This is a genomic window from Streptococcus oralis (assembly GCF_023109195.1).
Lineage (GTDB): Bacteria > Bacillota > Bacilli > Lactobacillales > Streptococcaceae > Streptococcus > Streptococcus oralis_BV.
Window position 1 is genome coordinate 125,576 of the sequence record NZ_JALDUB010000001.1, and the last position, 13,604, is coordinate 139,179.

3 protein-coding genes are annotated in these 13,604 nt (G+C 43.1%); all 3 read left to right on the forward strand.

What is annotated here, in order from left to right; genetic code table 11:
- Positions 1 to 6,110, forward strand: a 6,110-nt coding sequence (locus M1F65_RS00680; protein ID WP_247925278.1) for an SIALI-17 repeat-containing surface protein, incomplete at its 5' end; no start/stop codon positions are given.
- 227 nt (positions 6,111 to 6,337) lie between these two features.
- On the forward strand, positions 6,338 to 12,784 hold the full coding sequence (locus tag M1F65_RS00685; RefSeq protein WP_425608242.1) for a ZmpA/ZmpB/ZmpC family metallo-endopeptidase: 6,447 nt from the start codon (positions 6,338 to 6,340) through the stop codon (positions 12,782 to 12,784).
- A gap of 248 nt (positions 12,785 to 13,032) precedes the next feature.
- The gene (locus M1F65_RS00690; protein WP_000849881.1) at positions 13,033 to 13,413 is read left to right on the forward strand and encodes a hypothetical protein; all 381 of its coding nucleotides are present in this window, start codon (positions 13,033 to 13,035) and stop codon (positions 13,411 to 13,413) included.
- Positions 13,414 to 13,604: the final 191 nt, after the last annotated feature.

A 13,604-nucleotide genomic window follows, 5' to 3' on the forward strand; every position in this document is an offset into this window, starting at 1 on the left:
AGTATGGCACAAGTTCTGATACGCCTCCAGTTCAAGAGATTCCAGAACTGACGGAATATGGGAAAAATCCTGATACATCTCCAGTTCACGAAGTTCCAGAACTGACGGAATACGGTACAACTCCTGATACAGCCCCAGTTCATGAAGTTCCAGAATTGACAGAATATGGCACAACTCCTGATACAGCCCCAGTTCATGAAGTTCCAGAATTGGCAGAGTATGGCACAAGTCCTGAAACCTCTCCAGTTCACGAAGTTCCAGAATTGACGGAATATGGTACAACTCCTGAAACAGCGCCAGTTCACGAAGTTCCAGAATTAGCAGAGTATGGCACAAGTTCTGATACGCCTCCAGTTCAAGAGATTCCAGAACTGACGGAATATGGGAAAAATCCTGATACAGCTCCTATTCATGAGAATTCTGAGTTGGAATTGACTACAAATGATGAGGTTAGAATAGAAAAGATTGATTTTTCTATTGACGAGCAATATACAGATGAGCTTCCAGAGGGAAGTCGTCAAATTGCAACTCCAGGAGTCCAAGGTGAGCGTACGATTAAGACTCGTGTTTACAGCTCTAACGGTCAGGAAATCGATCGTCAAGAGTTATCTAATGAAGAAACCATGGCTCCCGTAACACAGATCGTCAAAGTCGGAACTGCTAAACCCAATATGGTACCAAGTGATGCACCGAAAGCAGATGCTTTGCCAGAGTATCCGCTGACATATACAGATGAAACGCGCGTAGAGAAAATAGCCTTCAACATTGAGGAGCAATATACCGATGAGCTTGTTCGAGATGCTCGTCAAATCACAACTCCGGGAGTCCAAGGTGAGCGCACGATTAAGACTCGTGTCTACAGTTCTAACAGTCAGGAAATCGACCGTCAAGAACTTTCGAATGAAGAAACCTTGGCTCCTGTAACACAAATTGTCAAAGTCGGCACAGCTAAGCCAACCATGGTACCGAGCGAAGCGCCAAAAGCAGAGGCTCTGCCAGAGTATCCACTGACATATACAGATGAAACGCGCGCAGAAAAAATCAACTTTAGCATTCGTGAAGAAGAAACGGATGAATTGGTTCGAGATGCCCGCCAGATCGCAACACCAGGTGTTGAGGGTGAGCGCACGATTAAGACTCGTGTTTACAGCTCTAACGGTCAGGAAATCGATCGTCAAGAGTTATCTAATGAAGAAACCATGGCTCCAGTAACGCAAATTGTCAAAGTCGGAACAGCTAAGCCAACCATGGTACCGAGCGAAGCGCCAAAAGCAGACGCTCTGCCAGAGTATCCACTGACATATACTGACGAAATTCGCGTTGAGAAGATTAACTTTACAATTCGTGAAGAAGAAACCGATGAGCTTGTTCGAGATGCTCGTCAAATCGCAACTCCAGGAGTCCAAGGCGAACGTACCATTAAGACCCGTGTCTACAGTTCCAATGGTCAGGAAATCGACCGTCAAGAATTATCTAATGGGGAAACCCTAGCTCCTGTAACGCAAATTGTCAAAGTCGGCACTGCTAAACCAAATATGGTGCCGAATGAAGCTCCGAAAGCAGATGCTTTAGAGGAGTTCGATTTAATTTCACTGCATAATCTCTTGGCAGAAGCGGATCAGATTAAAGCTCAGGCCCGTTATTTCAACGATAGCCAGAGTCATCAAGCTAACTATGATGCTGCTTTGACGGCAGGTCAAGCGATTCTGAGCCAATCCCAAGCCAGCCAAGCAGAAGTCAACCAACTGGTGGAACAAATCAATCAAGCCAAGGCGCAATTAAGTGGTCTTGAAGTTGTTAAAACAGCTCTTCAGACTGAGTACGATTTAAATCCAACGGTTAAAACCTTGGTTAAATATAAGAATGCAGATTCAGAAAAGCAGACAGCTTATACTGACGAATTGACCAAGGCAGAGGGAGTTTTGAACAATCAGACTGCTACACAAGTACAGATCAACCAAGCTCTTGCTAGCCTGACAGCATCCAAAGAAGCTCTAAATGGAGTGCCTAAAGTCAAGCCAACGGTTTCCATTCTAAGTCTAACCGAGAATGCTGATGATAAGTCGGTGACGGTTCAATATAGATTGGAAGACCAGACCCAGTCCTTCCGTTCAGCGACTGCAGAATTGTACCAGGGAGACCAGCTGATTCGCACTCTTCCAATTACCAACTTTGCTGGCAGCTTGAAAATTGGCGACCTAGACTACTACACAGGCTACACTCTAAAAACCAAGTTGACTTATGAATTGGATAATGGTAGCTTTACTGAGTTTGAAACAGACAGTCGTAACTTTGAGCTAGAATACAAGAAGATTGCCTTCCGTGATATTGATTCCGTTGAGTTTTATCATAAAGAAAACGACCAATACAAGCGCTTTGTATCGATGAACTCTATGCCTACGGATCTGTCTACTTACTTCGTCAAGATCAAATCAAGCGAATCCAAGGAAATTCTCCTACCAGTTCACAGCATTTCTGAAGCAGAGAAAGATGGCAAGGCAGTCTATAAGGTTAATGTAACCCTTCCTGAACTCGTCCAAGAAAGTGAAACGGGCTATAAGTCTGGGCACGACTTCTACATCAGTAAGGCAGTCCCAAGCCAGCAAAATGTCTACACTAGCTTTGCTAGATTGGTAGACGCTATGAAGCGAAATATGGCAGGAAATTATGTGTTGGGAGCTGATTTGGATGCTAGTGAGGTTAGTCTTGCACCTGCAGATTATGTCTACCTCAAAGGGAACTTCACAGGTAGCCTGACAGGTAGTCATAATGGTAAGCAATACGCCATTTATAATCTAGCCAAACCTTTATTTGAAAACCTCAAGAACGGATCTTCTATTACCAATATCGACTTTAAAGATGTGAATATCGTGGGTACCTATGACTCGGCTGCGCTGGCACGTAATGCGGAGAATGCGCGAATCACAGATGTTTCTGTTCAGGGGAGAGTATCGGTAGTAGGAAACGCCTCTAACGTAGCGGGTCTAGTAGTTAATGGAACCAATACGAAGATTACAAATAGTTCCTTTACGGGTACCATCCTATCTAACAGTCAACACATCAAAGCCTATAACGTAGGTGGTTTGGTTTCAAGCCTTAAAGGAGGAGAATCTCTTCTTAGCCAAAGTAAAGCAGATGTAACGATTATAAGTGGTGCACGATCAAATGAACAACGTATCGGTGGTTTGGTCGGACGTCTAGAAAACAATGCTCGAATTACCAAATCTTATGTGACAGGAAAACTATATAATGCAACCACTAACGGTCAAATCGGTGGAGTGGTCGGCTCGAACTACTTTAATGGTTTGGTTGATAATGTGATCAGCAATGTTAGCGGTACAAATGTTTACAGTATTTCTGGGGATCAGGGCTACAAAAACGACCGTATTACGCAAGTATATAAAGTTGCTAAAAGTGAAACCTTGAAAAACGATCAGTTTGTTACTTCTACCATTACTCAAGAAGAAATGGAAGAAAAACTGACTGCTATGGACATAACAACTAGCCTAGATGACACGAATCTAAATATGCGTTTTGTCGACTATGGTGAGGTAAACAATGCTCAATTTGACCGCGGATATTCTTATGCAAATATGGAGAAACTGCTTCCTTTCTACAATAAAGAAACCATTGTTTCATTTGCGAACAAGATTCCGAAAGAACATAAGTTGAACAAGGAGTACCTACTGGATGTTGTTCCGATGAAGGATCATCAAGTGGTGACAGATATCCATAGCAATAAAACAGCAATCAATCGTTTGATGCTGCACTACATGGACAATACCATTGACTATCTAGAAATATCTTATCAGGGAGATTTCGTCAACCAAGGTATTGCTGAGTATAGAATGAAGGGATTAGACCTTCTTTATACTCCAGAAGCCTTCGTATCAGATTATACTAGCATTCTAAATCAAGTGTTGCCAGAGCTGAACAAGGTCGTTCTTGATTCGCCAGCTATGCGCACAGTTCTCGGAGTAGCAGCAGACACTTCTTTAGATGAACTATACTTAGACACTGCATTTACGCAGGTGAAAAGTAAGCTATCAGGTGAGCTTCGAAAAGTGCTAGCTATGGATAAGGCTATCAATACTGAAGGTGAAGTAGTTAAGGATTATCTTGTTAAGAAGATTCTTGCTGATAAAGAAGCTTTCCTATTAGGTTTGACTTACCTTAACCGTTGGTATAATATCAACTATGACAACTTTAATGTTAAGGACCTATCGGCTTACAAGATGGATTTCTACGGTAAAAATGACGTTTCGGTTCTTGATACAATCATTGCTTTAGGGAAATCAGGACTTGAGAATCTCAAGGCTAAGAACAACTATACAGCTTATGATAATTCGCTCTCTGAAGCAACTGGCAAGCGAGGACTCTTCAATTACCTTGAAGGCTACCGTCAGCTCTTCCTGCCATACAAGACCAATAATGAATGGCTCAAGACCAATACAAAAGCCTACATCGTTGAGGCTAAGTCCGATGTAGCAGAAGCGAGACAGCTTCAGGACGCAGCTGAGGGCAAGAGCAAGTACTCTGTCGGTGTTTATGATAAGATTACTGCAGATAATTGGGAACACAAGGGCATGCTCCTGCCACTCTTGACCATGACAGAGAAAGGTGTCTATGCTATCTCCAATATGTCTACCATCTCCATGGGAGCTTATGATCGCTACCGCCTGGATGCCAATAACAGGGTGCGAACAGACGCAGAACTAATTGAATATGTTGAAGACAGAGTGAGAAAAACAGCTGAATACCAGCGCGACCACTATGATTTCTGGTATAAGATTCTGAGTCCAGAAAGCAAGGACAAGCTCTTCCGTTCTGTTCTGGTTTATGACGGATTCTCATTGGTTGACAAGAATGGTCAAAAATATTGGGCTCCAGCTAATGATAAAAAATCTCTAGCTATGCAGGAGTTCTTCGGACCTGCTGGCAAGTGGTATCCAAGCAAGGGCTATAATGCCTATGCTACGGGTAGTGTAACCCACTTTGATGCTGCTAAATTGTTGGAAGACTATGGTAACTCAGTTTACACGCATGAGATGACCCATAACTCTGACGGTGCTATTTACTTTGAAGGATATGGTCGTCGTGAGGGACTAGGTGCGGAACTCTATGCTCGCGGACTCTTGCAGTCTTCGCCAAGCCCAGATGAACCAACTATTACGCTCAATACTCTCTTCAAGGTGGACAAGGATTCTAAGACACGTATGCATACCTATAATTTCAAGGAACGTGTTCAAAATGCAGCAGACCTTCAACACTATGTCCATGGTATGTTTGACATGATCTACACCTTGGATTATCTAGAAGGTACCTCTATGCTGAAGCAGAGTGATGATGCGAAACTTCAGTGGTTCAGAAAGATGGAGAATTACTATATTACAGATAAGTATGGTAAGGAGACTCATGCTGGTAACCAGACGAGAAGCTTCACTGCTGAAGAAATCAAGCAATTAAAGACCTTTAACTCTCTCATTGAAAATGATGTGATCACTCGTCGGGAGAATAAGGAAAGTGGGAAATATGGTCGAAATGGCTACCTCAGTCTCAGCCTCTTCTCACCAATTTACTCAGCCTTGAGCAATCCAAATGGAGCGCCAGGTGACGTTATGTTCCGTCGCACAGCCTATGAATTACTGGCAGCCAAAGGCTACCATGAAGGATTTGTCCCTTATGTTTCTGGTCAGTACTCTCAGGAAGCCTTTGATGAAGGGAAGAAAACGTGGGACGGATGGTCTGGAAGAGATGTTGGTCTCGTGACTGACCAGAAAGTCTTGGAAAATGTATTTAAAGGTGAATACACCTCTTGGGCAGCCTTCAAGAAGGCCATGTACAAGGAGCGAATTGATCAGCTGACCAAGCTGAAGCCAATCACCATTGAGTACGAGCTTAAAAATCCAAACAGTACCAAGAAAGTAACCATTCGCTCTTATGCAGAGATGCAGCAATTGATGGATGCAGCAGTAGCAGAGGATGTACGCAACATTACCAATGCTACTAGCCGTGTCGAAGCTAGCTGGGTCAACCTGCTCAAGAAGAAAATTTACAACGCTTATCTTCGTGAGACAGACGACTTCAGACAGTCTATTTTCAAGAAATAAGGAAACGATTCTGTTTGATTAAAATTTGAAAATTCCTAGGTTTAAGGCTACCTAGGAATTTTTCTGTGGTTTCTCCATGATCTTGTTTGTGCATTCAAGACCTGATAAGATAAGGATTTTGACAGCGTAAATGAACTGAAAAGATTAGCAGTTTTTTGTGGCTATTATTTATAGCAAATAAATTGAATAATCTAGTAAATTTCGGTAGAATAGAGGGGATTCAAATCATGATGAAGGAAAGATTAGAAATGAAAAGAAGTTATTTAGGAGAAAAGCACCAACGTTTTTCATTGAGAAAAGTTTCGGTTGGTTTAGTTTCTGCTTTGGTAGGGGTTTTCTACCTTTTTAGTGGAGGAGGTTCTCTTGCAAGTGTAGCAGCCAGTGAACAGACGCCATCCGTCACAAAACAGATTCACTATAAGTATGTGACAGAAAGTGAGCTCACGGACCAAGAAAAGCAATTGGTAGTCAAAGAATTGCCACAGTTTGCTGAGGAAACAGATGATACTTACTATTTGATTTATCGTCCGACGAGACAGCTGCCTGCAACTGGTCACAGCCAACTCATTAGCTCAATTGCAGCAGGGGCAGGCATTGTGCTACTGGTCGTAGCGATTAAACTGGGCAGAGATGATCGCAAGAAACTTGCTTCATTCATGCTTTTGACCAGTCTAGGAAGTCAGCTGATTGCGCCAACTTCCTTGGCTTTGACAAATCAAATGCTGGCAGACTATAATCAGGAATTGACTGTACAGGTCGGGGAAACATTGCAATCCCCACTTACGATTGAAGGCTACCAATATGTAGGGTATTTGAAATCTCAAAAAGAAGTAAACTCTCCAGTTGATGGCAAGAAAGAGTTGAATCATTCGGCTCCTATTGATACTCCAGTCCAAACTTCGAACGGAAGCCAAGCGCAGGAAGAGTATCGTTCTCAGAAACCAAGTGATGCTCCTGTATTTGAACAACCAGAGTTAAAGGTTGATAGTAAAGATACCAGTCGTACAGAGATTATTCCTTTCCAAGTGGTGGAAGTAGAGGCGGATGATTTGCCGCAAGGTCAAACTGAGGTGATTCAGGCAGGGAAAAATGGTAGTCGTACCATCGTGACCCGCAGCTACTTTTTAAATGGTCAGGTGATCCATACAGAGGAGGTTTCCAATCAGGTAACGACTGAGCCGACTTCTGAGATTAGAAAAGTCGGAAGCAAGATCCCTTCTCCTACAAAACCAAGCCCAGGGGAGTCCGTTAGCGAGAAACCAACAGACGCTCCAATAAATGAAGTTCCAAGCTTAAACGTTGAAGAAAAAGATGTTACCACGACGGTAGCAGAACCCTATACTCGAGAACGAGTAGAGAGTGATAGCTTGCCAGTTGGCCAGACCAAGATAACCCAAGCTGGTCAAGATGGTGTGCGTACAATCGTCACCCGTCAGTACATGGTAGATGGAAAAGTAGAGAGAAGCCAGGAACTCTCTAACGAAGTGACAACCCCAGCAGTATCAGAAATCGTAACAGTTGGAACAGGCCCTGTTAGCGAGAAACCAACAGACGCTCCAATAAATGAAGTTCCAAGCTTAAACGTTGAGGAAAAGGATGTTACCACGACAGTGGCTGAACCCTACACTCGAGAACGAGTAGAGAGTGATAGTTTGCCAGTTGGCCAAACCAAGATAACTCAAGCTGGTCAAGATGGCGTCCGTACGATTGTGACTCGTCAGTATTTAGTAGATGGAAAAGTAGAGAGAAGCCAGGAAATCTCCAACGAAGTGACGACTCAAGCGGTATCAGAGATCGTAACGGTTGGAATAGCTCCTGTTAGCGAGAAACCAACAGACGCTCCTGTAAATGAAGTTCCAAACTTAAACGTTGAGGAAAAGGATGTTACTACGACGGTAGCAGAACCCTACCCAACTAAGGAAGTGGAAAGTGCAGACCTGCCTTTGGGGCAAAGGGAAGTTAGCCAAGCTGGTCAAGAGGGCGTCCGTACGATTGTGACTCGTCAGTATTTAGTAGATGGAAAAGTCGAAAATACAGAGGAAATCTCTAACACTATCACAAAAGAAGCAGTTCCTCAAATTATCAAAGTCGGTACAAAACCAATTTCTACAAATGCGGATCACGCTCCTGTGGAACCAGAAAAAGGAACTCTCGACCTCGAACCCTTGCACCAATTAGTGGAAGAGGCCGATAGCATTCAGAAAACGCATCAGTATTTCAATGATACCACTGCAGATCAAGAGTCTTATAAACAGGCAGTCGCAAATGCCCAAGCTCTCTTTGAGACATCTCATGCCAGTCAAGAACAGGTTGATTCTTTGAAAAAAGCCCTTGAAACTGCTAAGAATAATCTAGACGGCCAACCTGTTGATAAGAAAACTCTTGGAGTTGAATTTGACATGAAGGATGTGACTCAGTCTACAGTTGCTTACCAGTATGCTGATGAAGAAGCCAAACTCCGCTATCGCCGTGCTCTAGATCAGGCCAAGCTCGTTTTGGACAATCCTTTCGCCAATCAAGCCTTGGTCGATCAAGTTCGGACGGATCTCGAGGCAGCTCGTCAAGCTCTGGATGGTGTCAAGAGAAAACCAACCCTCTCTCTAGTCCGTGTCGAGAAGGAAGAAGACAAACGCCAAGTTTCTCTTAGCTATCACTTGACGGATGCTACAGCTAGCTATCAATCAGCCAAAGCGCAGCTATACAAGGGTGAAACGTTAATCAAGGAAGTCGATCTTGTGGACCTCGCTCAAAAATTGACATTTGATGACTTGGACTACTATACTCCTTATACCCTCAAAACCGTCATGAAATATGACCTAGGTCAAGGGGAACAAACTAGTATAGAGGATCAACGTCCAGTTCAGCTAGATTATAAGAAGGTTGAAATCAAAGACATTGACCGCATCGAACTGTACGGTAAAGATGGTAGTCACTACCGACGTTACCTATCCCTGTCGGAAGTGCCGTCTGATTTGGACAACTACTATGTCCGCATTCAGTCAGACAAGTTCAAGGATATGCTCTTACCAGTTTCTAAGATTACAGATAAGGGCAATGCCTATTCCGTAACGGTATCAGCTAATCAGCTCGTCGAGGGAGAAGGGGATCATTATCGTCCAGATTACTCTTTTGAACTGCCGAAAACGCCTCTTAGTCAAGAAGGTGTCTATACGTCCTTCAAAGCGCTCGTAGAGGCCATGAAGTCAAACCCGACTGGAAACTTCACATTAGGAGCGGATGTTTCAGCAGATGAACTCCAGTTGGAACAGTCTGCGACAAGCTATGTACCAGAAGAATTTTCAGGTAGCCTAACTAGCCGAGTGGATGGCAAAGATTATACCATCTACAACTTGGCAAAACCACTCTTCGCAACCTTGAGAAATGCCACCATCCAGCAACTGACCTTGAAATCGGCTGCAGTGACAGGCAAGGATTCTATAGGGGCCTTGGCTAGCAACGCTCAGAACGCAACGATTACGGATGTTTCTGTAAGTGGTAGTCTATCTGGGAACAAGCATATCGGTGGACTCGTAGGTGTTGCCCAAAACACAAAACTAACCAATGTTGCCTTTAAAGGGTCCATCACCAGCACCCAAGATGGGGGGCAGGAGTACAATATTGGTGGCCTGGTCGGTAATTTCCACGGCAACCAATCACTGGCGCAGAAGAGTCAGGCGGATGTATCTATCCAAGTAACGGGTAGAAACGGAGACCAGCGTGTTGGAGGATTGATCGGTCGTTTGCAAAATGGAGCTAGATTAGAAACTTCTTATGTGTCTGGTTCTATCCAAAATGGAGGTCATTCTGGCCAAGTCGGTGGAGCGATCGGATCTACTTGGAACAATGGACAGGTCCGAAATGTCTTGACCAGTGTCAAGGTTCAAAATGGTCATGCGATGACAGGAGATCCCTATCCTGAGGCTTCTGTTCGGGACTCTTATGTTCTTGAAGGAACTACAGCAAATCGAAAAGATGAGCGTTTTGTCCGTTCTATTTCAGAGGCCGATGCGCAAGCCAAACGTCAGTCCTTTAGAATCATTTCGAACTTGACGGACCAAGAGCCATTGCAGCAAGCTTACCAGCATCAAACAGACTATAGTCGAGTGAGGGGAGCTCAGGAGTCCAGAAAGCAAGCCTACGAAAATGTAGAAAAACTATTACCATTCTACAACAAAGACTTCATCGTTCATACAGCCAACCAATTAGCTGAAGATGATAAACTCAACAAAGTAGCCCTGCTAGATGTGGTTCCGATGAAAGATGAGACACTGATAACAGATGTCAACAGCCATAAGGGTGAAATCAATAGACTGATGCTGCATTATGCAGATAAGACGATCGCTTATCTTGATCTGACCTACAAGGGTGATTTTGCCAATGGCCAGATTGCAGAATATAGCATCGCTGATAAGAATTTGCTCTATACGCCAGAAGCCTTCCTATCTGACTACCAGTCCATTAAAGCGAGTGTCTTGGAAGAACTCAAAGCTGTGACCTATGACTCAGCTGCAGTTCGAAAGGTCCTTGGAATTGGTGAAACAGCTTCCTTAGATGATCTTTATCTAGAAAAAGCCTTTGAACAAACCAAAGCCGAACTAGGTCAGGAACTCCTTAAGGTGCTTTCAGTTGATAAGTCGATCAACACCCTTGGCCCTGCTGTAGCGGATGCGATTAGCCAAAAGATTCTGAAGAACAAAGAGGCCTTCATGCTTGGTCTGACCTATCTCAATCGTTGGTACAATGTCAACTATGGAACTTTCAACACCAAGGACCTTAATGCCTATAAGTTTGATTTCTTCGGCAATCAAGCAGCTTCGACACTCGATACCATCATTGCTCTCGGTAACTCTGGAATGGGCAATCTTCGAGCACAAAATAACTTCAATGCCTACCGACAATCTCTAGCCAAGGAAAAAGGCAAAGGAGACCTCTTTGCTTACTTAGAAAGTCTGCGTGAACTCTTCTTGCCAAATAAAACCAACAGTGAGTGGTTCAAGGAAAATACTAAGGCTTATATCGTAGAAGCTCGTTCAAGTCTGCTAGAAATTCAGGCTAAGCAGGACAATGCGGATCGTAAGAGTAAGTATACAATCAAGGTCTACGACAGACTGACTCAGGGAGATTGGGGCTTCAAACAAATGGTCCTCCAGCTTCTGACCTTACCTGAAAGAGATGTCTATATCATCAGCAATATGTCAACTATTGCCTTTGGTAGCTTTGGAGGCTACAGGAAAGAAGGTGGCAGAGTTCTCTCAGGTGAGGAACTCCATCGACACGTTGAAAAACTTGTGGATCAATCAGCTGAATGGCAACGAAACCACTATGACATGTGGTACAACATTTTAAGTCGAAACAGGAAAGACACTCTATTCAGACGGGTGATCGTTACAGACGGTTTCTTTCTTTATAATGATAAAGGCCAGCAATATTGGGCTCCGCGTAATGATAAGACCTCTGTTGCTATGTACAATTTCTTTGGCCCTGCTGGGAAGTATCACGGAGACAATGGACTAGGGGCTTTTGCCAATGGTTATGAAGTCTTCTACGTCTATGACCAGATGCTGGGAGCTTCTGGAACCATGGTGTATACCCATGAAATGACCCACAACTCGGATGGTTCTGTCTATTTTGAAGGACATGGTCGTCGTGAGGGTGAAGGACCTGAGAGCTTTGCTACAGGAATGTTAGAGTCTGTAACCAATATTAGCGAAAAAGGTCTCGTTCTCAATAGTTTCTATCAAGGAGATAAAGATTCGACCTCTCGTTACCACACCTATGATCCTGTTGCCCGATTCTCCTCAGCAGACGCTCTGCGGGAATACATGCATGGAGTCTTTGATGTGCTAAATCTTCTGGATTATGTTGAAGGGGATATTGTTACTGGTGTCCTAACTGATCAGCAAAAAATGAAATGGTACCGTAAGGCTGAAAATTATAACTTTGAAAAAACTTCTTATGGTAAACAAGCCCACGCTGATGATCGAATTGTCCCTATAACTGCCGAAGAAGCAGCCAAACTAAAATCTGTCGATGCTCTGGTTGATCATAATATCATTGGTCGTCGCGATGGTTGGGATAGAGCTAGCTTTGGACGAAATGGCTACTATGTCATCAATATGTTTGCTTCCTTCTATGCAGCTCTGGACAATCCAACTGGTGCACCTGGGGGACTTATGTTCCGCCGTAGAGCCTACGAATTGCTCGGAGACAAGGGTTACCAACAAGGATTCGTCCCATATGTATCTGGCCAATACGCTGGCCAAGCCCTTAAAGAAGGTCATAAGACCTACTCAATCTGGAACAGAGGAGATGTCGGAGTAGTTGGAGATGATCTGGTTTTCAAAAATCTCTACGGTAGTCAGTATGAATCATGGAAGGATTTGAAGAAAGCCATGCTAAATGAGCGATACAACAAGGCTCAAAACTTCCTTCGCCCGATCACCATCGAGTTTGAAGCAGGAAAACTAGATAGCAAACGACAAATTACGATTTCTTCTTATGAGGAATTACAAGATTATATGTACTTAGCAGTACTAGCGGATGCCTCAGCTAAGAACATTGATCGTGCCTTATCAGACAGCTCTAAGAGCAGTGTCGCCCAACTCAAGTATCGTATTTTCAATGCTTATCTACGTGCTACAGACGACTTCAGACAGTCTATCTTTGAAAGATAAGCTTTTTGCAAAGATAGATACGGAAAAAGAAGATCCAAGTGATCTTCTTTTTTTAGGTGAATGACTTGCTCAGTGGAGAAGACGAATGAACCTACAAATAAATTGATACATGACAGAATTCTTACTCTAAATGTCTGGAGAGAAATTGGAAATCATTCACCATCTAGTATACTCGTTTTGAAATTTCTTTTGTTTTTCATGAAAATATGATAAAATGATAGTTGTAAAATTTTTTTAAGGAGATTCGGATGAAAACAAAAGCACTTGCTCGCGTAAATGCGATTTTTGGTCTTATTTCAGGTATCGTCTTACTGTTGGCACCTCTTGTTATGTTTATGATAGCTGTTGGGGCTGCTGCGGCGACGGAGGACTCTGATGCAACAGTTGGTATATTGACGATTTTTTCAATCATTTTGGCATTGGTAAAAATTGCTGTCTTGGTTTTAGGAATTGTGTCTATTGTGTATTACAAGGACGATGAACGTGTGACGCCTGCACCGTCTGTTTTGTTTATCGTAGGTGGTTCTGTTGGATTGATCCCATTCTTGGGATGGGTAGGAGGAATTCTGACAATCATTGGTGGATCCCTCTATTTTGGACTTTTGAAAAAGTTCGAGATTCAAGAATAATGACTTTTTGTTAGGAATATTTTCAAATAAGAGAAGGCGCTTAGCCTTCTTTTTTTTGTCACCAAGCAGGGGTAAATTTGACAGGATAAATAAGCTTTTACATTCATAAAATTCAAAGTATTTATTTGAGACAAGGAAGTATTTTTATAGTATAATGATGGATGTGAAATATCTATATCAAAATATAATGC

Coding starts and splice junctions, on each gene's coding strand:
- M1F65_RS00685 (WP_425608242.1), top strand. CDS start 6,338: ATGATGAAGGAAAGATTAGAAATGAAAAGAAGTTATTTAGGAGAAAAG.
- M1F65_RS00690 (WP_000849881.1), top strand. CDS start 13,033: ATGAAAACAAAAGCACTTGCTCGCGTAAATGCGATTTTTGGTCTTATT.